This is a genomic window from Flavobacterium silvaticum (assembly GCF_012911565.1).
Lineage (GTDB): Bacteria > Bacteroidota > Bacteroidia > Flavobacteriales > Flavobacteriaceae > Flavobacterium > Flavobacterium silvaticum.
In genome coordinates, this window is sequence record NZ_JAAMPU010000091.1 from 1 (window position 1) to 23,843 (window position 23,843).

At 33.4% G+C, this 23,843-nt stretch carries 24 protein-coding genes; 3 read left to right on the plus strand and 21 right to left on the minus strand.

The features are described 5' to 3' along the window. Positions 1-416: 416 nt before the first annotated feature. Genes G6047_RS00720 through G6047_RS00730 form a run of 3 tightly spaced genes read left to right on the plus strand, consistent with a single transcriptional unit; the run spans position 417 to position 3,747 of the window. Positions 417-1,259, plus strand: coding sequence for a DNA-methyltransferase (locus G6047_RS00720; protein WP_169525448.1), 843 nt, complete (start codon positions 417-419; stop codon positions 1,257-1,259). Next, a complete protein-coding gene (locus G6047_RS00725) occupies positions 1,256-3,112 on the plus strand; it encodes an AAA family ATPase (RefSeq protein WP_169525449.1) in 1,857 nt (618 codons plus the stop codon). The genes G6047_RS00720 and G6047_RS00725 overlap by 4 nt, the downstream gene beginning before the upstream one ends. Then, positions 3,109-3,747: an HNH endonuclease family protein gene (locus G6047_RS00730; protein ID WP_169525451.1), complete on the plus strand. Its 639-nt coding sequence runs from the start codon at positions 3,109-3,111 to the stop codon at positions 3,745-3,747. The genes G6047_RS00725 and G6047_RS00730 overlap by 4 nt, the downstream gene beginning before the upstream one ends. 156 nt (positions 3,748-3,903) lie before the next feature. Here the strand turns inward: G6047_RS00730 and G6047_RS00735 are convergent, their stop codons facing one another. The 21 genes from G6047_RS00735 to G6047_RS00835 all read right to left on the minus strand — a co-directional run bounded on the left by G6047_RS00735 (position 3,904) and on the right by G6047_RS00835 (position 23,696). Next, positions 3,904-4,317, minus strand: a complete 414-nt coding sequence (locus G6047_RS00735; protein ID WP_169525454.1) for a hypothetical protein — start codon at positions 4,315-4,317, stop codon at positions 3,904-3,906. 149 nt (positions 4,318-4,466) lie between these two features. Then, positions 4,467-4,781: a hypothetical protein gene (locus G6047_RS00740; protein WP_169525455.1), complete on the minus strand. Its 315-nt coding sequence runs from the start codon at positions 4,779-4,781 to the stop codon at positions 4,467-4,469. A 277-nt stretch (positions 4,782-5,058) separates the two neighbouring features. Further along, on the minus strand, positions 5,059-5,739 hold the full coding sequence (locus tag G6047_RS00745; RefSeq protein ID WP_169525457.1) for a hypothetical protein: 681 nt from the start codon (positions 5,737-5,739) through the stop codon (positions 5,059-5,061). Positions 5,740-6,091: 352 nt separating this feature from the next. Further along, positions 6,092-6,532, minus strand: coding sequence for a ribonuclease H family protein (locus tag G6047_RS00750; RefSeq protein WP_317168256.1), 441 nt, complete (start codon positions 6,530-6,532; stop codon positions 6,092-6,094). Between the two features lie 153 nt (positions 6,533-6,685). Beyond that, positions 6,686-7,192 carry an SLATT domain-containing protein gene (locus G6047_RS00755; RefSeq protein ID WP_169525459.1) on the minus strand — a complete coding sequence of 169 codons (507 nt, stop codon included), beginning with the start codon at positions 7,190-7,192 and terminating at the stop codon, positions 6,686-6,688. A gap of 171 nt (positions 7,193-7,363) precedes the next feature. Further along, entirely contained in the window at positions 7,364-8,032 is a 669-nt protein-coding gene (locus G6047_RS00760; protein WP_169525461.1) for a hypothetical protein, read from the minus strand. Positions 8,033-8,166: 134 nt separating this feature from the next. Beyond that, complete coding sequence (locus G6047_RS00765; RefSeq protein ID WP_169525463.1) at positions 8,167-9,036, minus strand: DUF4238 domain-containing protein; 870 nt, start codon at positions 9,034-9,036, stop codon at positions 8,167-8,169. A 145-nt stretch (positions 9,037-9,181) separates the two neighbouring features. Continuing rightward, on the minus strand, positions 9,182-10,915 hold the full coding sequence (locus tag G6047_RS00770; RefSeq protein ID WP_169525465.1) for an NACHT domain-containing protein: 1,734 nt from the start codon (positions 10,913-10,915) through the stop codon (positions 9,182-9,184). Between the two features lie 172 nt (positions 10,916-11,087). After that, the gene (locus G6047_RS00775) at positions 11,088-11,528 is read right to left on the minus strand and encodes a hypothetical protein (protein ID WP_169525467.1); all 441 of its coding nucleotides are present in this window, start codon (positions 11,526-11,528) and stop codon (positions 11,088-11,090) included. 167 nt (positions 11,529-11,695) lie between these two features. Beyond that, positions 11,696-12,265 (minus strand): hypothetical protein, encoded by a 570-nt coding sequence (locus G6047_RS00780; RefSeq protein ID WP_169525469.1) that lies wholly within the window; start codon positions 12,263-12,265, stop codon positions 11,696-11,698. 182 nt (positions 12,266-12,447) lie between these two features. Further along, the gene (locus G6047_RS00785; RefSeq protein WP_169525471.1) at positions 12,448-12,837 is read right to left on the minus strand and encodes a hypothetical protein; all 390 of its coding nucleotides are present in this window, start codon (positions 12,835-12,837) and stop codon (positions 12,448-12,450) included. A 141-nt stretch (positions 12,838-12,978) separates the two neighbouring features. Beyond that, positions 12,979-13,905 (minus strand): phage exclusion protein Lit family protein, encoded by a 927-nt coding sequence (locus G6047_RS00790; protein WP_169525473.1) that lies wholly within the window; start codon positions 13,903-13,905, stop codon positions 12,979-12,981. 453 nt (positions 13,906-14,358) lie between these two features. Next, positions 14,359-14,901, minus strand: a complete 543-nt coding sequence (locus G6047_RS00795) for a hypothetical protein (RefSeq protein WP_169525475.1) — start codon at positions 14,899-14,901, stop codon at positions 14,359-14,361. Positions 14,902-15,060: 159 nt separating this feature from the next. Beyond that, the gene (locus tag G6047_RS00800) at positions 15,061-15,963 is read right to left on the minus strand and encodes a TIR domain-containing protein (RefSeq protein ID WP_169525477.1); all 903 of its coding nucleotides are present in this window, start codon (positions 15,961-15,963) and stop codon (positions 15,061-15,063) included. Between the two features lie 156 nt (positions 15,964-16,119). Next, positions 16,120-17,028, minus strand: coding sequence for an AlbA family DNA-binding domain-containing protein (locus G6047_RS00805; protein WP_169525478.1), 909 nt, complete (start codon positions 17,026-17,028; stop codon positions 16,120-16,122). A 158-nt stretch (positions 17,029-17,186) separates the two neighbouring features. Then, entirely contained in the window at positions 17,187-18,320 is a 1,134-nt protein-coding gene (locus G6047_RS00810) for a DUF3800 domain-containing protein (RefSeq protein ID WP_169525480.1), read from the minus strand. 161 nt (positions 18,321-18,481) lie between these two features. Further along, on the minus strand, positions 18,482-19,357 hold the full coding sequence (locus G6047_RS00815) for a hypothetical protein (RefSeq protein ID WP_169525482.1): 876 nt from the start codon (positions 19,355-19,357) through the stop codon (positions 18,482-18,484). A 163-nt stretch (positions 19,358-19,520) separates the two neighbouring features. Then, positions 19,521-20,831 (minus strand): hypothetical protein, encoded by a 1,311-nt coding sequence (locus G6047_RS00820; RefSeq protein ID WP_169525484.1) that lies wholly within the window; start codon positions 20,829-20,831, stop codon positions 19,521-19,523. 170 nt (positions 20,832-21,001) lie between these two features. Then, positions 21,002-21,457, minus strand: coding sequence for a hypothetical protein (locus G6047_RS00825; protein ID WP_169525485.1), 456 nt, complete (start codon positions 21,455-21,457; stop codon positions 21,002-21,004). Between the two features lie 158 nt (positions 21,458-21,615). Next, a complete protein-coding gene (locus G6047_RS00830; protein ID WP_169525486.1) occupies positions 21,616-22,260 on the minus strand; it encodes a hypothetical protein in 645 nt (214 codons plus the stop codon). Positions 22,261-22,415: 155 nt separating this feature from the next. Then, entirely contained in the window at positions 22,416-23,696 is a 1,281-nt protein-coding gene (locus G6047_RS00835) for a hypothetical protein (RefSeq protein WP_169525488.1), read from the minus strand. Between the last annotated feature and the right edge of the window lie 147 nt (positions 23,697-23,843).

A 23,843-nucleotide genomic window follows, 5' to 3' on the forward strand; every position in this document is an offset into this window, starting at 1 on the left:
GCTCTAGGTTCGCTGAGGAAAATTGAGATTTTTGTCTCGGCGAAATGAAAGATAGAATTACCGAAATGTCTCTGCGGAAACGAATAGGTTCAACTTTGAAAAAATCTCAATTTTCAGCCGGCTGGCGGATTGGTCGGAACAAAGCTTGTAGCCCCGAATAAGATGAAGGCTTCAAGCGACTTTCGATCGAGCCGACAGCCGGCCAAACAGTTGTACTTGCGCAGCTTGCTGGTAACGTTTGGCAGCCAAGCGCGGTTGCGGACTTCGGGAGAAAGTTGGCTCGGCTGGACGTGAAAGTACAAAGAAAAACGATTGGTTCAATTACCTGAAAGCAGCAATCGCGTCTTGGGTGCGGTTAGCGGTGGTTTATATTTGCAGACCATTCTTTTTTGGCGTAATTTGCAGAATTTTGTAACATGGACGATCCGAATAAGTATAGTGGAACTTATAACAATGCTCAGTGGACACTCTATAGCGGTGATGCTCTTGAAATGTTAAGAAAGATCGAATCAGAATCTGTAGACTGCATTGTAACATCGCCTCCATATTTTTGGCTTAGAGACTATGGAATTGACGGCCAGATAGGATTGGAAGATACGGTGGAAAATTATATTAATACATTGAATATTATTGGAGAAGAGTGTTTTCGCGTCTTAAAAAAGGAGGGAACTTTTTTCTTTAATATAGGAGATACATATTATTCAGGCAAAGGTGCATCGCAGGGAAAAGACGCTAAAAGTAAAAAAAGGCGCTTCGGACTAAGAGCGGTCGATAAAAGTGGAGGAATGGATATTGGTTTTCAGAAAAAATCATTAATAGGTATACCTTGGCGTGCAGCAATGAGATTTTGTGAAAATAAGTGGGTTTTACGAAGTTCAATTATTTGGCATAGGGATAAATGTTTACCAGAATCGGTTAAGGATAGACCTCGAAGGAGTTATGAATTTATATTTATGTTTTCAAAGAGCCGCCATTATTTTTTTGATAGAAAGCCTTTGATTGATAAAAATGTTGACGAGGATGTTTGGACCATTGCGCCAAAAACAGGAAAAGCAGGCAAACTAGATACTGCGCCTTTTCCTGAAGAATTAGTTGAACGTTGCATAAGTATAGGATGTCCAAAAGGAGGAACTGTACTTGATCCTTTTGTGGGTTCAGGAACAACTATAGATGTCAGCTTAGCAAATGGTTATAATGCGATTGGGATTGAACTTAATAATACTTTCTGTGATTATATTTTAAGTAAGTTGCAAAAATGAAATATATCAGTTTACTTCAATTGAATGATTCTATAAGTAGAATATCTTCAGTTAATCAATTTTTTGGATTTACTTATTTAGCTTTGAAAAAAGCTGATTTGCCAGTTGGTAAAACCAAAGAGATAAGTGTTGACGCAACGACGAAGAAATTTCTTAGTGAATACTATAAAATTGATCCACGCTCTGACTATTATTTTCGAATATTTAGGTACAATAACACGGAACATATGTGGTTAAAACCTGATTATCCAGGAAGTGGTCTACAAAAACTAAATACATCTACGTTTAAGGAAGCTTTTATTCACGAACATAAAACAAAAAATTGGGGATGGAGTGAGAACTATGTTGAGTTTTTAGAAACAAAGTTAACTAATGGGCAGAAAGTTCCAGCCTTTGATATCGCAGTTTGGCTATTTAGAAATAAGGCGTTTGACCAAGACGTAACTAAATCAGAAATAGTTGATACTTTTTTCTCGGAATTTAAGATCACTTTAGAAGAAAGAGAAAAATTATTTTCCGAAGCAATTACTTCAGAGATTTTAAATGTCGATGGTTTTCAAGATACACCAGTATCTTGGAGAGAAATTGTCGAAGGTATTGATCCAGCTGATGATGTTAAACCATCTACTGGCGGAATTCTATCCTTGTTAAGTATGGATGGTATAGGTCCAGTTAAATCTCTCAAAATTGAGCCAAGTAATAGATTGAATATTATTACTGGAGACAACGGACTAGGCAAAACATTCATTTTAGAAACGGCTTGGTGGGCATTAACTGGTGTTTGGGCCGGGCAAGAAGCTTACCCAGATCGAAAGTTTAAATCACCGAAAATTTCTTTTAATATATCGGGGAAATACGGAGGTAATGTTCAAACAATAAAATATTCTCAGGAGAACAATGAATGGTCCAAACCATTAAAACGATCAACAATTTCTGGACTTGTTGTTTATGGCAGAGTTGATGGGTCTTTCGCAATTTGGGACCCTGCAGGAAGCGAAAAATCTTCCGAAAATAAAATAGCCGTTTTTAATAAAGAACAGGTTTGGAATGGCAATAATAGAAATATTGAAGGATTAGTTAGAGATTGGACAAAATGGCAGGATAAACCTGAGAAATATCCGTTTGAAATATTTGAGCGGGTTGTAGAAAAAATGTCCCCACCTGAAATGCAAACTTTAAAAACTGGTCAGCCTGTGAGGATTTGGGGAGATCCAAGAGAGATTCCGACTTTAGTTCATTCGTACGGGGATGTGCCAATTTTGCACGAGTCGGCCGGAGTAAAGAGAATCATCACTCTAGCTTACCTTATCGTCTGGGTATGGAATGAGCATAAAATTTTGTCTGAACAATACGGGAAGAAATTAGAAAAGCGAATGGTGATAATGGTGGATGAGTTAGAGGCTCATCTTCATCCAAAATGGCAAAGAGCAATTCTTCCGGCTTTATTAGATGTTGCGAAAATTTTGAGTTCGGATTTGGAACTTCAATTGATTATTGCAACTCATTCTCCATTGGTTTTAGCTTCCGCTGAAAGTATATTTGATACAAATTCCGATAAACTTTTTCATTTAGAAACTAGAGATAAGGGGCAAATTTCATTTGAGGAAATCCCTTTTATAAAGTACGGACACATAAATTCATGGTTGGAGTCTGAAGTTTTTGGTCTTAAAGAAGCTCGTTCAAATGAAGCCTCAGACATTGTAAAATACGCTATATCACTTCAAAAAATGCGGAATGTGTCTAAATCCGAAATTGAACGAACTACAGAGCTGTTACTAAACGTGCTATCTACCGAAGACAAGTTTTGGAATCGTTGGATGTTTTTTGCAAAAAAGCATGGTGTTTCAATATGATACAGATAGTTCAGCATAACGAGCCAGCAAATTTTGATACAGATGTAAGAATTCCTGGCACAAATTTTTTAGCTATAGTTCCCCATCCGTCAAAAAAGCAATTTCAACCACATAAGTATTGGAATCGGATTCACAACGATTTGTATGTTTTATATGACGGTATCTGCGCTTATTGTGCATCTTGGACTCCAAGGCGAGCTACGCCATCTGATCCAAATTACACGTCTGTAGATCATTATATCCCCAAATCGAAAAATCCTGGATTAGCATATGACTGGTTAAACTATCGCTTATGTAGGGCAAGGATGAACGCTAACAAGGCAGACAGTCTTGAAGTTTTAGATCCATTTTTTATACAAAATGGATGGTTTGTCATTGATTTTACGTCATTTCTAATATTGCCAAACAGTTCTATCGAGCCTTGGAAAGCTTCTCGAATTGAAAAATCTATCGAAATATTAGGCTTGAATGATAATGATTTTGTAGACCAACGACTTGATATAATTTATAGTTATTCTCAGGAAACAATAAGTTTTGCCGACCTTTCGAGTACATATCCATTTATTGCAATGGAAATGAAAAGACAGGATTTCGATAATAACTTTAAGGATGACATTAAGATGTTGTCACTTTAAATCACCGCTAACGTTTCGCCGATGGCGGTGGTTGCGGACTTATAAAATAGTAGTCTCGGCGTAACGTAAAGTTACTTAAAAAAATGATAATTTCAACCACCTGAAACCAGCAATCACGGCCATTGGCTGTTGGCTGCTGTATGAATTTTCAGAGTTTTAATTACAACTTTTGATGATGTAAGGATTGCGATAATAGGAAAATATTGTATTATGATTCTCTCCAGGCCCTGGCGGATATTTGACACATAATACTTCAATATCACCATTTGCGGATTTTGTTTTGTAAACAAAACTATATTCAATATCATTTATGAAAATTTCAGCAACTTGCGTTTGTTTTTCGGTTTTAAATTCTACCTGATATTTTTTGCAATTTTTAAAAATCTTTTTGTCCATAATTGCTAAGATCGTGTCGTGTCTAAGCGAGTACGTTACTAACTTAAGATTTCCCAAATCTTTTGCCGATACAAATTCATAGACTTGAGAATTTTTGGAATTATTTGCTATATCAGCTTGTGAAATACATTTTGTGTAAGATAAAATTAAGAATAGTAAAACAATCGTTTTCATAAGTTGGTTCATCATATTGCAGCCAACGTTTCGACGCTAAGCGAGGTTACGGACTTCCGAAGATTGTAGTCTCGGCTGGACGTAAAGTTACTTAAAAAAAAAACGGCAAGTTCTTGAACCTGAAAGCAGTAATCTCGTCTTAGCGGCTGTTAGGCGATGTCGCTGTTTAGGAGTTTTATTTCATGTTCCAATTCCTTCCATAAACTTAATAAAATTTGACTTTTTATTTCCGACTTACTAAAAAGAATTTTTCCATTTTCAGAGAGACTGTATTTTTTGTCATTTTTACTAACTAAGTTTTTTGAGATAAGCCAATTTATGGAAAATTGAATTTCTTTATGAGTCGGAATCGCATGGTTTATTCCGTCTGCAATTTGAGAAATGCGTTCGTAACCAACTGCCTCATTTTTTGATGATATTCCAAGTGCTAAAAATATCCAGGAAATTATCTCTTCAGGTTTCATTTTTCTAATTGATTAAGCAATCTCAATATTAAGTAATATTTTTAAAGTTTTACCTTACTTTACATTATCAGTTTGTCGATCTAGACAAAAAATAATTCTCGATAGCAGTCGTGTAAGTCGTGCTAATGCGATATTGCCTAACGTTTGGCAGCCAAGCGCGGTTGCGGACTTCCGGAGAAAGTTGGCTCGGCTGGACGTGAAAGTACAAAGAAAAACGGTTGGTTCGATTACCTCAAAGCAGCAATCGCGTCTTGGGTGCGGTTATGGGACGGCTTACTTAGAATAATTTCTCTTGAATTAGACTAAAGCCATTCCAATCGCAAGTTCCATCAGAGAGTTTTAAGACCGAGATTCCATTAACCTTGAAATCATAAAAATCATTTGTTGTACAGAAGGTTTGAACTTTATCTATCAACAGTAATTTCTTTTCGAACTCAATGAGATAATTTAGTTGCTCAATTGAAATAGTTTTTTTGAGTTTCTTTCCATTCTGTTTAGTTTTTTCCACGAAGTATTTAGAGCCAATCCTAGAAAAAACTAATTCATCTTCCGTTTGATGAAAACAACCGCTTGAAGAAAATTTTAAAGTTAAAACATCTTTATCGCGAAGAGAATTGAAAATTGTACTTATTGGAAAATCAACAATTTGGCCCAGACAGATTTCTATGTTTTCTACTTCATGCGAAACTTCAATTTTCTTTTTGACAGTTTGACCGAATAAATTTTCAAACTCTAAAGAATAAATTCCTTTTTCGATATTTTCAATTTTGAAATTACCCGAATAATCAGAATTTATTTTGTCTCTAATTACCTTTCCATTGTGAAGCAGCTTTATAAGTTGGGTTCCAAAATTTTGATCAACGACTTCACATTTTTTTATGCTTCCAACTATTGAATTACCGTATACAAGATCTAAGCTTGTTAGAAAATACAATAGAAAAAGGGATTTTAATCTCATATCGAATTTTTTAAAGCTGTCCCATAACGTTCCGCGGCTAAAAGAAGGCGCGGTTTCCGGAAATTGTTGTCTCGGCTGAACGTAAATGTAGTTAAAAAAATGACTGTTTATGTTACCTGAATGGAGCGCTTTTTTTTTAGCCGCTGTTGCCAGAAGGACTTATTTTCTATCGAAGTCCGCAGGGTTTTCTCCCCAGTATTTGGTTTCCCATTTTAGAATAGGATTTATAGCGTCATTACTATTGAGCCAAACGGTAGCTCTATCGAGCAATTCAAATAATTTTGTGTTTTGATCGCTCCGCGGATGATTCGTTTTGGGTTTCTTTTCTTTTACCCAACCAATGGCGACTTTGCTATCTGGAATATATTGGACAAATAATGTTCTTTTGCTTGCAATAAGCGAGTGCGTGAACTATTCCCAGAAATTCGACAATATTTATTGTTCCATCTTCAAAAGGCCCTTGTTTAAAAATTTGAATTTTAGATTTTGTATCTACTCCTTGATACTCTACGACTCCTGTTTGTGTATTCCAAGCACCGTCAACAGATATACTTTCTAAAACAGGTTGCCCAATTAATTGCTTTTCTTCATCTGAGATTTCAATTAGATCTAACGTTTTTCCAATGTAGTTTTCACTGGAATTCGCAAATGCCTTTTCAGCTTCATGTTTTGACTTAAAAGATTTATAAACAGCTTTTGGAAAACCTTTGATTTGGAGTTGGCAATTTTCCCAAGTTTCGAAAACTCCTGTTTCTCGACCGACCCAAACAACATAATATTTCTGTTTTGTCATCGTGATTTTTTTAGTCTTTCTGGCAACGTTTCGCCGGTTGGCTCCGGTGCCTTTCGGAGAGAGTTGTCTCGGCTGGGCGTAAATTTACTTAAAAAATGTTTGGTTCAACAACCTGAAAGCAGCACTGGTGCTAACCGGCTGTTACCAGCAGCATTAATCAAAAATTTTACTTTGAAATACTTTCTTATCGTATTTACCTCTTGCTCTTTGCCAAATATCATCTGAAACTTCTGGTGATGATTTTGCTAACGAATCCATTTTGTATCGCATTTTTCGCATACATTTTTCTAACTGCTCTGCAGATGAAAAACTACGCTTTGCAATATGCTCGATTTCTCTTCGTATCGAACTGTAATTGCTTCCCGCTTCGCGATGCTTTTCAGCACGTTCTCCATAATTTAGAAATGTTTGAAGCCCAACAAGTATAGCTGAAACAACGCTCAAGAAATATAATATACCTGGCAAATACTCATATTTATCGACATCGCTTGTTTCTTTTATTGAAGCAATTCCACTAACTAATATGAAAGCGATAACGCCAAGCGCATAATGCTTTTTTCTTAAACTTTTCGCACAATCATATTGAGCTTCGACAACTCTAGTTATACGGCGATCCCATTCTTTTAAAGTAGAGCCTGCTTGACTTTGAACATCAATCATAACTGTTGGGTTTTAAAATGTTGCTGGTAACGTTTGGCAGCCAAGCGCGGTTGCGGACTTCCGGAGAAAGTTGGCTCGGCTGAACGTAAAAGTAGTTAAAAAATGATTGGTTCAATTACCCGAAAGCAGCAATCGCGTCTTGGGTGCGGTTACCTGCGGTTTTTATTTTTTTTATTTTTTTCTTTGAAGTTCTTTCCATTCTTTTTTAGTTAATATTCGGCTTACAATAATTCCATTACAAGTCCAGTTTTGAAATGGTATTGATCTATCAAAAATATTTCGAAGTTTTTGGATTTCAATTATGGAGTTTACTTTGTCAATAAAATTTTGAATTTGTATTGCTTCACTCAGAAAATTTTGTGCAGATGGTGCCCAATATTTTTTAAACGAATGAATGTTTTTACTTTCGTATTCCAATATATAAGTTACCCCATCAAAGCCGTGGTACCAATTGCTAATAAACTTATCACTTGGGATCGAATTTATTTCGGTACTATCAATAATTTCAAAAATTGAATTTATATCTCGGCTATCTAGATTGATTCGCTGTTTGAAAACCTTTCTGGATGAATCTTGAAAATCTTTAATTTCCTCTACATAAAATTCAATTGACCCATTTACGAAATCTTCAAGTTTAGATATTTCCAAAGAAAAACACGTTGTTTGAATTTTAAAACTTCTATCAGCTTGCTTATTTTTTGAAAATCCAAATCTTTGGGTTCTATGATTGAGCCAAAATACTGTATCACTGTCTTTAGTTAAGTGTTCAAAATCTGTATTATATTGCGCCAATATCATTGAATAAATGAATACAAATATTATGACTAGTGTTTTTTTCATAAAATCGCAGGTAACGTTTGGCAGCCAAGCGCGGTTGCGGGCTTCCGAAGAAAGCTGGCTCGGCTGAACGTGAAATTACAAAGAAAAACGATTGGTTCAATTACCTGAAAGCAGCAATCGCGTCTTGGGTGCGGTTATGCGAAGGTTGATTGGTTTTTTATAAAATTCTCTAAGTACTCTTTGTTCTCACATGCGACTTTGCTTTCACTAAAATCCAAGTTGACCTTGTTGTAAATTGAAACTAATTCAGTAGAGCCGAAGACAATTTTTGAATCTGGGATTTCTTGGTTTTTAAATAGTTTTTCAGAGTGAAAGGTAATATAAATTTTACTGGTCAATGGAATTCCTATATAGGCAACTTCTTTTACATCAGGATTAAAATACTCGTTAATCTTTTCTCTTGTATTTGCACAGCCAAAGTCAGGGATAAAGAAGTATTCATTTTCATTCTTTGGAATAATTATTTTAAAAATTAGATTCCCCATCGCGGAAAATATTTTTTCCGCTATTTCAGAATAGTCAATGACATTGTTGTAAGTGACATTTTCACGATATTCGAAAGCTTGTTCAATTTCTGTTTTAAGCTTCGGCGTGGCATTTCTCGAAATTTCTTTAAAGCCATTATATAATGTTTCATCCATGCTTTTTTTGAATCGAGGTGTTCTCAATTCAGCGATTATTCCATATTTAGCAAAGTACATTAATGAATTGTGGATTTCCTCATTTAATTTCTTATGCTTAATGAAGCTTTGGATTTTTTCTGTATGCTGCCGGAAATCTTTTTCAAAAAAATGATTCAGATTTTGTTCTAGTGAATCGTGATCAATTTGCCCATTAACGAATCTAGAATTCGAATATAATTCGCTAAATAATGTTTTAGTAGTGTGCTTGTGATAAAAATTGTTTTTTAGCTTATCGTATACGTAGATTTTCCCTTCAGCCTCATTGAAGAAGTTTTTAATATGTACTTGTGATACGAAATGGTGATTTTTAGGTGTGCTCATAACAACTTTCGCATAACGCTTCGCCGATGGCCGTTGGTTGCGGACTTAGGAAATAGTACTCTCGGCTGAACGTAAAGTTACATAAAAATTGGTTGGTTCAATGACCTAAAAGCAGCAATCACGGCCATTGGCTGTTAGCAGATGTTTATATAATTTGAACTAAATCTGTATCACCTTTTTCAATTTCATCTATTTGTGCAAGAATTGATGTAATCCAAATTTCATGTTTAACATTAATTAGGTTAATAATTTCTTCAAGTTTATTAGAAAAATAACTTTCTAATTTGTTTGTAGGTCTGAAATATTCACCTTGAGTTCCATAAAACCAAATAGTTTTTAAAAATTCCTCTTTGCTCAATTCATGATGTATTTTTTCCTCACGTATTGACTTTATCAATATATCTTCAATGCATATAAATAGTTTTGCAACTGCGAGATATTTATCCTGAATGTCCAATTGGTCACCAACTATTTTTGCAATTTCTGATTTCATCAGAGGTATAACTAATTTTTTAACAACAGAATTGTAATCTAATTCGGCTAATAGTAAAAGAAAATGGTGATTTCCTACTAAATAATTTTTCCAACCTATTTCGATAGATGATTTTAATTTTTCAAAAACAACGGCTTTGTTTGATTCATTTAGACTGCTTACATAACGTGCACAAAAATATTCTTGTAACGATTTATGTGGAAATGTATAGTATTGACCTTCTTTGTAAAGTATCCCTATTGATATTTGTAAGTCTTCAATTAATTTGTTGTTGTCAAATGCGATGTCTCTTTTTTTAGACTTTATTATATTTAAGGTTTTATCAAAATACTCTTGCGTAAATAAAATCTTTTTATCAAAAAAGGATAAACAAGAAAAGGAATTTAAAATTTGAATAAAATTGTCTTTAGAAAGACCAGAAACTTTATCTCTGACGAATGATAATTTTGAAATACTATCGTGCATAGAATATAGAGTTTCAAATACTTGCCCATAAAAGTAGCTCCTTTTTTGAGGAATTTCTGAATATGATTGATAAGTTAATATAAACATTGATAGCAATAATGGGTTACTTAGGAACTGTTTATAAGAATTATTATCGACTTTTTTTATTGTCTCAAGAATTTTATCAGTTAGTTCAGAATCATATTTTGGAATTTGTTTTTTTACAAAAGAAATGATTTCTTCTTCTCTTAAATCGCAAATTGAATAATTTGTAAATAATGGTAAAGTATCTAAGTTTGTATATGGCCGAGATGTTATTACAAAGTTATTATTCTGATATTTACTTGTGAAATGATCGATTTCTTTTGTAATGCGTTCTCTAATGTTTAAGTTCAATTCGTCATATCCATCTAAAAAGAATACAAAAGAGTTAGAACCTAATATTTTTTCTATAATTGAAGTAGAAATTCCAATTTTTTGAAAGAGAAAAATCTCATCAATAATGTAATCATTAAAACCCTTCTTGTATTCATTCAGGTATCTTAGCTCAACTTTAATTGGAATTTTAAAATTAGTTTTAACACTATTTATAAATAAATATTTTAATAAAGTGCTTTTCCCACACCCGGCTTTACCTATCAGAGTTACATAGTTAGAATCTTGAAATAAGTTAGATATATTTAGTGTTTGAATATATTTTTTTTTTGTTTCAACAAACCCTTCTTGACTTTGAATAATAATTTCTAAAGGCTGATAGAAATCAAGCAACTTAGCAGGCTTTGATCGGTGTAACAGTGTTTTCGTAAAGAAATTTTTTTTATATTCAATAGTTTGGTGCTCTAGTAATTTATTATGAACTATTTGCTTTAACTCAACACCTACCACTTTCAACAAATTTTGGATTGGTATTTCTAATAATTTTTTATATTCAATCAAATTCATGGTTTTGTGAACTTATGTCATTAAATATCTGCTAACGTTTCGCCGCTAAGCGAGGTTGCGGTTTTCGGAGAAATTTGTCTCGGCTGAACGCTAAGTTACTTAAAAGATGTATATTTACAACTACCCGAATGGAGCAATTTCGTCTTAGCGGCTGTTACCAGATGTTGCTTCATTATAAAAAAAGTGCCAGCGCAGAAAATATTAAAGCAATTAACGCCAGAATGTGCGGCCACCATCTTGTTCTTACAAGCCATTCATTCACTTTTATTGATGATTCTAGATTTTCAATTTCTTTTTTTTGCTTGTATATTTCCAATTGCTTTATCTTGTCTTGATGCTTCAAATAATTCGTGTAGTTTCCAAACGCCTTAATTTCCTGACCGAAACTTGAAAACTGAATAAAATGATCGCCGACCTTCTCAAAAATATTAAGTCGTAGCATTGTTTGACCAATATTATTTACTACCGGAAATTCCTCCTTACAATTCATTTTATGAATTACACTAGCGAAAATATCTTTTTCATATTTTGGAAAAAATTCAATAATGCGATCAATCCATTCAAACAACTTTTTCTCGTCTTCTGATGATTGATAAATTTCTCGAATTACCATAGGTTCTTGTTCTGGTTTTTTGCAATATCTGGTAACGTTTGGCAGCCAAGCGCGGTTGCGGACTTTCTAAGAAAGTTGGCTCGGCTGAACGTGAAAGTACAAAGAAAAACGGTTGGTTCAATTACCCAACAGCAGCAATCGCGTCTTGGGTGCGGTTACTGGCGGTATTAATTTTCTTCGCAGTTTGTTGGAGTTATTTGCAAAACTATTCCTTGGAGAAATAGGTTTTCGGTTTTAAAATTCCTGAATTCATCACATGAAAATTCGGCATAAGTTTTTTGATTTTCCATATAACTTAAGATGCCAAGTTTGGTATCCAAGTAGGAAAAAGGATAGGCGTATGCTTTTTGATTATGAATTTTGAATTGCTTTTGACCTCTTTTTTGAACAAAATAGTTTTTCGAAAGCACAAAAACGGAATCCTTTACAGTAGGGATTTCACCTTCATTACCAGCGCCAATTGGATACCATTTTTCTGTTTTATTATTTTTATTGAGGAAAATTAATTCTTGTTGACCTACAGAATAATCTGTCCAGCGTGACGCACACATCCAATTCTGGAATTTATTAACCCAGATTTCATCATTTAATGATCCTTTTATTTTGTCCAGAATTTTAATTTTGAACCTGTTCTTTTGAACATCAACAATTTCGACTTTGCCAATGAATTCTGATTGCGTGATTAATTCAGGAATAGTTGTAGTTTCATAATCCAAAGAATTGAAAAATGATAACAAGATTATTAGGATTTGAATCTTTGTGTTCATCGTTTAAATATCGCCAGTAACGTTTCGCCGATGGCCGTGGTTGCGGCCAAAAGAAATAGTAGTCTCGGCTTGACGTAAAGATAGTTAAAAGTTGTTTGTTTCTGTTACCGAAAACCAGCAATCATGGCCATTGGCTGTTACTGGATGTGTCTTTATCTTTTAGCCTTTATTTTAATACTTCTTTTTGGCTGTAATTCTAAAATACTAATATCCATTCTGAGCTTTCCGGATTTGTAGAACTTTTCACCTATGTAATCTATTGGATAAAATCTTAAAGTATCTTTTTGAGTAATAATTTGCATTGGACAATAAGCAAAACTACCTTCTAATATAATTGGTAAAGTAATTTCTCCAGATTTTAAATTTTTGAATGTGTGAGTAGAATTTGAAAATTCAACTTTTAATAATTTGAAATCTTCGAGGCTGTCCTTTTTAAAAGATAATTTTACTTGCGAATAATTGACTTGAAATAAAAGCAATAAAATAATCGAGTAAAATTTATTAGCGGTTAGATTAAGTATCATGGTTGCTTTTTTTGACATTTCCAGTAACGTTTGGCAGCCAAGCGCGGTTGCGGACTTCCGGAGAAAGTTGGCTCGGCTGGACGTGAAAGTACAAAGAAAATCGACTGGTTCAATCACCTGAAAGCAGCAATCGCGACTTGGGTGCGGTTAGCAGACGTTTTACTTTTTAATTTGACTTACCAAGTGGTAAAAAAATTCTTTAAAATCATTTACATATTTGGGATAGTCAAAGTTATGTTTGAATTGATTGTCCCATAATTTAATTCCCAAACACGCTACACCCCAAATTGGTTCATCGAAATCTGGATTTATGGTTTCAAGATATTTAATAATCCTTTCATCAGAATCAGGATGACTTCCTTTTCCACTAGCAGATTTTCGAATAAATAATAGCGATACAAGACCAATCAAAATTCCGTATTCAACGCTTTTGTCATTTTGCCCATCTTTAGATTTTAAAACTAGTTCAATAGCCCGTTTGTCAGCTTCTGTTTCAAGTGTTTTTTGATCGACTTTATTTAGCTTCGCAAAATGTTCGAATTCCACGTGCGCAAATTCATGGCAAAGTATGAATGTCATTGCATATAAATAAAGTCCATTGGTTCTTTCAACATAAAATACATCATCTGCAGAATATTCTTCGGGATTGGGAAAATAATTTTTGTCCCAAATAGAATATGAAGTGACTAAAGATTTCCCATATTCAAACAATTCTTCGGTAAGATGTAGTAGGGGAATATTTACATCTGCAATGTTTAACTGACCTTGTTGTTTTTGCATCGGCTTTGCTACAGCCTCTTCATATAATACAAACAATGAAAAAGACATTATCCAAACATATGACATAAAAGTTTCATGCAAATTTATTACACCGTTTGCATCCACATAAGGCATCTGTTTTTCTAGAAGTGACCTATTTGAAATATGATAATTTATACCGGGAAAAAGTTTTTTGCTATTGATCATGTCTTGAAGTTTAATATTGAAGTCAGATTCAATATTCTCAAAACGATGAGAAATATTATGCTTTAAAACCCTTATCGGTTGTTCGCCTGTGTGATGTTGACTTTTTACACTTGTCTTCATAAAATGTCTGCTAACGTGGTGGAGCTAACCGCCGTAGCGTGTAACAAAGATAGTAGTATCTGCTTATCGTAAAGGTTCTTTTGAAAAAAGTTGTTTGCCTTACCTGGCTGGAGCTATGGCGGGTTAGCGGGGGTTGTACACCAGGCTGAAAATATGTTCAAATTATGGGGAAAAATTCAATTTTTTTTGTGAGTAGTCTCGGCGTACTCATAATACTGACTGTTCCTGCGGAAACGTATTACCTGATCAAAAAAAATTGAGTTTTTCCCGCTGGCCTTGGCCGGCAAAACGCAGCTTCGCTGCCCAGCTTGTGTACAACGTTTCGCCGATGGCCGTTGGTTGCGGACTTAAGAAATAGTACTTTCGGCGTAACGTAAAGTTACATAAAAAAAGATTGGTTCAATGACCTGAAACCAGCAATCACGGCCATTGGCTGTTGGGAGATGTTTTTACTTAAGCCTCAGAGTTGAAGTAAACATTGTAATACTTTTTTGAATTTAGATTTAGCTTAAAATTAAAGAAACAAGAACCGCCACCGTGCGCATAGATTAGTTTTTTTTTCCAGTTAGTATATATTTGTCCATCATTACAAAACATATTTACATATACTTCTTTTTCACCTTTAGAATTTTCAATTACAATATATTGACGTTTGTAACTTTCTTTGTGAATAATAAAATCTTGAACTTTGAAATTCTCTTTTGGATAATTTTGGGATGCTTCTCTGAAATTTTCAATTTGTCTCGGGTTTTGTTTTTGAATAACCCTATCTAATGCTTGTTCGATAATTGTCAAGTCTTCGTTTTTCAAAGTTGCATTTGCACCGTTTTGAAATGTTCTCGCCCGGAATTTATCGGTAGGATCGTACTCAATAATAGCGATTTTTGAAGTATCAATATTTGAAATTTTCACATCAGTTGATGTTGTTCGGTTTTCATTTCTTTGGCAAGAAATGATAGAAAAAATCAAAAGGATTAATAATAAATTTGGTTTCATTCTATTGTTGTCATCAAAATATCTCCCAACGTTCCGCGGCTAAGCGAGGTTGCGGTTTTCGGAGAAAGTTGCCTCGGTTAACCGCGATGGAAGTTAAGAAAAAAGTTGGTATAATGATCGAGTAGGAGCAATCTTGTCTTAGCCGCTGTTAGGCGAAGATTATTTTATATTATCAAGGTATTTTTTTAAACTGGTTTCTACCTTTAATTTTCCCGAAATGGTATTCTCGTAGAATAACGTCCTGAAACTAGTGAGATCGAATGGTAATTTTTCTCTTTTTCTGTCACAGAGAAGTATGGTTGGTTTGTTAATTGCATGGGAATATCCAATTTCATAAAATACATTTGGATTATCTGGTGTGATTTCCGCAATAATTGCTGTTGAGCTTTGAATACTCTCAACTATATCTTTAATAATTGGCGTGCTAGTGTAAAATTCATCTGCACGAATACATTCGTAACCAGCTGATTCTGCAATTGGCCTAATGACATCTTCAAAGAGTTCATTATATTCTTTGGTAAATTGCATCACGACAAAAATTTTAGGTTTAACTGACGCAATCTTAATATCATAAACTTGTAATTCGCCTTGAGAACTAATTCTGAATGTTATCGGAGCTTCTTTTATACTTACAAAACTTTCAACTACTAATACATTATCTATGTAAAGCTTTGCGAAGCTTCCATCGATTTGAATTTTTAATTTACGTTCTTCATTTAATTGATAATTTTTTAAAGTACCCGCATATGTAATTGGAGTTATCTTTTTAATTCCATCCCCAATGATGAAACTATTGTAATGTTTTGATAAACCTATAGAAATTCCATTTTGATTATCAGTTTCAAAAAGTAATAAAACGCCTGTGGAATAATTATTTGTTTTGAATTTTAATTCAATAGTTCCGTTACTAAATAAAAAATCTGTTCTAATATCAGCATTTACTCTTTCTTTTGAAATACTAGAGTCGGAATTATCATGAATTTCAGGTTGAGATAAAGTTATTACACCTTTTTCGATTTTTACTTCCTCGCCTTTTAATATTGCAAAGTTCTTTATTTCCATAATTGTTGATGTTAATTTTCGCCTAACGTTCCGCGGCTAAAAGAAGGCGCGATTCCCGGAGATTACTGTCTCGGCTTGACGTAAATGTAGTTAAAAAATGAGTGTTTCTGTTACCTGAATGGAGCGCTTTTTTTTAGCCGCTGTTGTGTGCTGTACTTATTTAATAAACTCCTTAAAAAGTTCAAAATAAGTATCTTCCCATTCTTGCTTTCCACTTGTGTAATGCAGCGTTAAAAAAACTGTAGAATCTTTCAATTTTTCGAAATGTACATCATGCGGAAGGACTAATGTGAATCTCATGGCGTTTGCGTATTCTCCTGGAAATATTGGGTTCAGACCTGTTGACGATATTGAAAGACCCTCATCTTCCCAGACGTGACTATAATTTTGCGATTTTTCAGTTGGAATATATTTAAAATGCTTTTCAAATTTGGAAAAGTGTATAATTACTTTGTAATCTTTTTCAACAACATCTCCTGAATTGAAAACTTCTACTTCAATTTTTATGTTCTTCTCATTTAATTTGTCTGATTTAATTTCAGAAACTTTCCAGCCAAATATTTCTAGTTGCGATTTAATTTTTTGATTATAATGATTTCTAACTTCATATTCATCCATAGCAATAGATAAGAAGTTATTTCTCCGGTAGTATTTTTTTTCATAACTCATGTGAGGCCCATCCATACTTCTTGGAATTTGGACTACATAAATTGTTTCTTCAAAATTTCCTTTATTTCTTATAGGATGTATTATTATGTTTGAAACTGGGCGATAAACGGTTGATAGAATTTTTTGTTCAAGCCACTCTTTTGTAAAAATATTTCCATCAACAAAACTTAAAGAAGAAGCGACGTGATTATTTTCTGAAACACCATATATTATTACTCCACCATCTGAATTCGCAAAAGCAGAAATATCTTGAGAAATATTAATTCTCGATTTATCATCTTTTGTCAAAGCTCGACCATCTTTGAATTCTAAATAGTTAGACTCTTCAGCATTAACGTCAATTAAATTTTGAATATCATCAAGAGTGTAAGTTTCTTTTAAATAAAAGTTTTTCATGTATTCGCATTTAGTATAGCACACAACGTTTGGCAGCCAAGCGCGGTTGCGGACTTCCGAAGAAAGTTGGCTCGGCTGAACGTGAAATTACAAAGAAAAACGATTGGTTCAATTACATGAAAGCAGCAATCGCGACTTGGGTGCGGTTATGCGGCGTTTTACTTATCTAGAAGATTCTTCAAGTCAGAATAGATAGGATTTTCTAGAATATCTAATTCGTTCAAACTAATAAGTTTTATTGCGTTACGCGCTTCGTTTATTCTATTCAGCATTGGCAAAATTATTCTATTTCCATGCCTCCCAAAACTGTCTATGTCCCTAGAACTTGTTGGAATCTTATATCCTTTTGGACTTGATGAAATTATAATTCCTTTGTCACGAAGATTACCAATTATTTTAGATCTAAAAAATTCTTCATTCATTGGTTTATCACGAGTATAATTGAGATGTCTCATAATTTCTCCTGTGGACACATATGAACTTCTAGGATTTGCTCGTTGAAGCCAAAGGAGAAGTTTTAAAAAGGTGATTTGATCATTAATTTGAGTTTCGCCATTAGAGCCTTTTTCTATAAAGTCGAAAATTCTTTGAAAGCTTACTTCAGCAATTCTAGAATCGTAAGTTTGATCAACTGCACTTTCATTAAATTCTGCAACTGTGAGTTTTCTCGGAAAGTTGTTAAGTACAGAAATCTTAGGTTTGATTAGATTATAAAATTCTTGACTATATTCCGATTCTTTAGATTCATCGAATATGTACCCAATAGTTCCAGCAATAAAATCTGCAATTTGAATGATTATCGAACTAGAGCTATTTATTTGGTTAAATTCAATCCCTGAGAATAAAGTTCGTTGATGATTCTTCTCAACATATTTCCTAAACTCTAGCATGAAGTTATTTGTCCCATGTTCGTCGACATTTAATTCAAGTTCAGGAAATGTTCGAAACAATTCTTTGTAAAGTAAATTATTCGTGAATTTATAGAAGGATTTTTTGTACTTGAATCCTTGTCCAAATAAATCTCGCTTATCTATCACCACAGCGAATATTGAAAATTCAAGTTCGATTAATTCTTGAAGAATTTTAATTCTCCGTGTATGATTGGTTGCGACTTTATTTGATTTAATTTCTCCAGTTTGGAAATGTTTCTTTCTAATATTTTCTGCTTGGTTTTCAAGTACTGAAACTTGTTCGGCATCTTTCACCAAAATGCAAGCTACAATGAAGTGTGAGCCTTGAGTTTCAAATTCAAAGGAATTATTTCCAAATTCATCGGCAAATCCTATTCTCATAGTTGGATCTTTTAAAAATGTCGCATAACATTTGGAAGCTAATTTCTCGTTGCGGTAATCAGAGAAAGTAGTCTCGGCTGAACGTAAAGTTACTTAAAAAATGAGTGGTTCAACAATCCGAAAGGAGCAATGGAAATTAGGTTTTGTTAGGCGATGTTTACTCACTTGATTATAATTAAACATCTTTTCAATAGTCTAGTTCTATTTCTATAAAATAAATGATAAGTAGTAAATAGTTCTCGGTACGACTCAACTGCTCTCTTAACTTCTTCGTATGCATGTTCAGAACGAACTAATGGTTGAGCATAACGTAATGTTACTTTCAATTTGCCATACTTTCGATTAAGTTGGAGTAAAGGAAAGACTAAATGAGTATATGAATAATAATAATGTGTTCTGCTTTCTCCAAGATTTAACCAAGCTAACCAAATACTCTGTTCCTCTTGAAAAAAGTTTAATAAATCGAAATTGTCTTTTTGATGTCTTTCACTATTTGAGTTAAGAATTTCTTCTTCCTGAAGTTTCCTAAAATTTTCTATAGCCGAATTAAAGTTTACAATTCGCTCATCGAGGTTTTTTGTGAACTCTTGTAAATGATCATAAATTTTTGTTTCGAAAAAATCTAATTCACGAAGAGTTTCCCATACTTTATGAAACGCTTTGTATTTTACATTTCGATTATTAATACTCCAAAAGAATTTTTTACGAAACGAATAAAACATGTCCTTGAAATCAAATTCAAATAATGTCTCCAGATAACTTATAGGTTTTTGTGTATAACTGTATTCTCCTTCATAAGCAAGCTCAAATTGCTTTTTTAAGTTTTCTACATTTTTTTCCTTTGACTTTAAATCTTTAATAACATATTCTAAAAGGAGAATAAAAGTTTTCCTATTCGTTTTCCTAATCTGTGCAGATTTGAGCTGATTAAATAAAAAATTAATCGTTCCTCCAAGTACGAAAACAATAATAGAAATTAATGTAGGAACTGAAACCTCATTAGAAATTCCTAAAACATCATTAATCCATTCAATCATCGTTGTTGCTATAAATATCGCCTAACGTTTCGCCTGTAACCGCCGTCGCGGATCGAAGCGAGCAGAGTTCTCTCTGCCAAGATAAATGTTTCTTCGTGAAATAACAACTTCCGGCTACCGAAATCTCCGCGATGGCGGTTACCGGCTGTTATGACCAGTTGCATTAATTCTCCAGTTCTAAATCCACGTCATTAATTCGTGCGTTTTCCTGCTTTTCTTCGAAAACAAAATCTTCTCCGTAAATTGTTTGATATGCATCTAGAAATTCTTTAGATTTTCTAAAATCTTTAAACAAAGGCCAATTTTTATAAGCATATTTGTTAACCAATTCATCTAATGAACCGATTTTCAGCATCATTTTTTTGGCTTCTTCGTAATCATCTTCAAGGATTGCTTTTGCCAATTTAAATTCATTTCCAATTGACCAATCTTCAGCATTTAAAATATTTTGACACTTATCTGGTTTACCAAGTACTTTAAATGCAATAGCCTTATTAATAATTATAAATTTTCTAAACTGTTCTTTGGAAAATCTTTTTATGACGTTCAAGGCAAAATCAGATATAACTATTGCCAATTCATATTTTCCGTCAAGCAACAGCTCATATATAGTTTGGTTTAAATGGATATCTGCTTTTTCACGATCCGTTGGTACTAATTTTCGCCATAGAACATGAGTAAGTTTAACTGCCATTTCGAATAGTGTTCGAAAGGACTTTTCGCAATATTCTTGATCGGCCTTTAGTTCTTCATTTAAATTTCCCGAACATTCTGTTTCGAATTTCCATCTTGATTTTGCCTCTAGGTATTGCCGAGTTATCAGCCCATTTGTATGAACGAACAGATTTCTCCTTTGCGTTAATTCAACGAAACATGGTAATATGGCTAAATCTGTAGTTAACGTAAATTCTTTGTTAGCTACTTTTGTAATTTTCCTTTCTAAAATTTTCAACTGTTCATGGTGCTCTTCGCGCAGAAGTGAATCTACTTCTTTATCAATCATGTGCTCTTTTAATTCATCCAAGGTTTTATAGTTAAATATATCCTCGGCATTCCAAGTCTTTTCACTTGATCTAATAATGTTTGGATTTATCTCAAATAAAATTCTGCACAATTCCCCTAAAAAAGCATCATATTGACTAACAATTGAAACAATGTAATTTCGAGGAAGAATTTTTTTTGCGATATCAAGCCTTCGCAGGAGTTTATGGATTTTTGTAAATTCATCTGCATGTTCAGAAACAACTCTATAAATTGTAGACTCATTTCCCTTATCATCAGTCTTGATATGTTGCGTTGAAATTTTTTCTAATTTCTCCAAAAGATTTCTATGTTTAATTGAAATCATTGTGAGTTGAAAAGGGAGGTTGTCAATTAGAGCGGTAATTTCTTCAAGAAATTTGCTGAGATTTGACTCAATTAATTCAGACTGCGTAGGGCTGATGGCAGGTTTTGTAGCTGGCTCATTTGACATATATTGTTTATCGTTTAGTTTGGCAATTGGTCATAACGTTTCGCCGGTTGGCTCCGGTGCGGCCTTTCGGAGAGAGTTGTCTCGGCTGGACGTAAATTTACTTAAAAAATGTTTGGTTCAACAACCTGAAAGCAGCACTGGTGCTAACCGGCTGTTACCAGATGTTTCTTTTAAAACTTCTCAACCTTTGGCTTTTTGTCAATGAGTAATTGATTTAAATGTCTAAATGCAATGATCAATTGTTCCGCTACATCATAGTTTTGAATATCAAATTCAAAATCAGTTTTTTTCCATGTTCCTTGTGATTCATTCAATAAATAGTCTAACCAAATTGTTACATGCGCGATGTCGCCTGGTTTTCTTTTAACCCGACCATATTTATAAACGGTTGCAAAATTGTAAACGGAACCATTGTCCGATTTTTCACCTTTGTTGTTTAAGACATAAACTCGTAGCAAATCATTTTCAAATTCAGCATGAAGTCTTTTTGCATGAGAATTTTCCTTAAATGCAAATTCATTTAAGTTCTTTGTAATATATTGTTTTGTTTCGTCCAGAGATTTTTCACTTTGGCAAAAAGCATTATTCAAAATTAAATTGATAAGTATGAGGTAAAAAATTTTCATTGCTCTCAAATTGTGACGATTTTACTGAAATATCTGGTAACGTTTGGCAGCTAATTTCTCGTTGCGGTTAACGAAGAAAGTAGTCTCGGCTGAACGTAAAGTTACTTAAAAAATGGTTGGTTCAACAACCCGAAAGGAGCAATGGAAATTAGGTGCGGTTATGAGCCGTTTTTTGATTTACTCTTTAAATCTATAAGTTTGAATAGTATTGGCAAAAATAATGCAGCAATTATCCACTGCCAATATTCTTGAAAGAAAAGATATATTGTCATATACCAACAAGGTCTGATGAAAGTATGCTTTTCCTGAATTATTACGTCTTTAGAATTTTCCCCAATTCTATCATTATATTTTATTGTCGCAATTAAAATTAATTTGCTATTTCCACTTTTAACAGGTTTTACCAAGAATTTCCAACTTGTAGCAGATAATTTATTGACGCTTTGCTCTTTCGTTGATATAGATTTAATCTTGAAGTTTTCACCGGTTGGATCGACTAAATTTGCTTGAATTCTTGTGGCAAATTCAATTTTTTGAACATCATTTACTTTTTTTAAATTCTTATCAACTTGCCCTCTAGTTACTATTAAGTTGATTTCTTCGTACTTTCCAAGAGTTAAAGAGTCAGGAATAGAATATATAGCCTTTCCAAAATTTAAAGATTCTATTTTTTTATTCATTATACCAAATGAAGACAAGACTTCATTACTCATGTTGCAAGCTAGTATAACGATAAATATCAAGTACGCGGCATTAATTATTTTAGCTTTTGTACTTAATTTTTTTGAATTTGTATTCTCCATATGTTCTAAAATGGCTCATAACGTTTGGCAGCTAATTTCTCGTTGCGGTAATCGGAGAAAGTAGTCTCGGCTGACCGTAAATTTACTTAAAAAATGGTTGGTTCAACAACCCGAAAGGAGCAATGGAAATTAGGTGCGGTTATACGCTGTAAGAATCAATATTTTTTAAATTCTCTATTGAAAAATGCACTATTGATATCTTTATTTATAGAGTCTTTTCTTTTAATCCAAATGAATCCTTCGTGTTTTGTTATTACGGCGATATCAATTGGTCCGCCAACACTTTGAATATCAGAATTAGTTTTTCTTTTTATTGAGGTTATATTAATTACCGACTCTGCTAATTCAACTAAATCTTCTTTACGAAGATATCCTACGGATTTTATAATTGGATTAATATGATTTTTTACGCAGTAATTCCTTAGACGTTTACTGTAATTTTCAAAGATTTTACCGAAATGAATCTTCAATTCGTCTTTCGAAAATTCAGGATATTTTTTACTAAATGACTTCATTGAATTTTCTAACTCTTCGATTAATATTGTACCTAGCTCTTCTGAAATTTGAGGATTTATCCCTAAAAAGAATGTGTCAACCATATCTCTTTGAGCAAATGGGCACACTATTGCAGATTCATTAATTGAAATACTATCAGTCATTGAGAAATCGAAGCGAAGCTTGTTGTCTAGAATTTCTCCTAATCTAATATCGCAAATCGACGGGAAAATCTCATCAGTACCATATCCTGCAATTACAATTCCTGTGAAATCTTCATCATCTGAAAACTTACAGGTTAGTTCATTGAAAAGAACCTTATAGATTTTTTGAGTGTATTTTGATTTTCGAGAAACTTTGTTTTTAACATAGAAGCCAGGCAAAATTTTATCAATAGTTTTTTTAAATTCTAGTTTGAATTCTTCGAGCTTATAGGATGAAAACTCAGGTAAAATGTCATCTGTAATTTTCGAATACATATCCAGCATTTTTGAAAACTCTAATTCGCTCTCATATGTAAATTGATCAGGTGTGAAATCTTTCCAAAGTTCAGCATTTTCGTCAATAATTTGTTTAAATGTTTCCGAAAGAGTTTCAAGTAAGTCATAAAGCCGAAATGAAATTAATTCATGAATTTGATCACTATTGATAAAACGTTTGAAATTTTCTTTTACAAACTTTAGAAAATCATCCCTATATTCGAGTAGAGCAGGGAAAGATTTATCTTGTAAAGTTTTCGTATAACTTTTTACGATAATTTCTAACGGAATTCCCATCCAATTAGAATTATTATATATCATTAAACCAACAGGCTCGTAATTGGATAATGGAAATAATTTATTTGCAGTATTGAACACTTTTCTGTGTGAACTTATAGTTGCGGCACTATCGGCTGCTAAAACGACACTTGTTTTATTTAAAATCCCAATTTCGGCAGTCATATTATGGATGTTTATCTTATAGCGTATAACGTTTCGCGGCTAAAAGAAGGCGCGATTTCCGTAGATTGTTGTCTCGGCTGGACGTAAATTTACTGAAAAAATGGAAGTTTCTGTTACCGAAATGGAGCGCTTTTTTTTAGCCGCTGT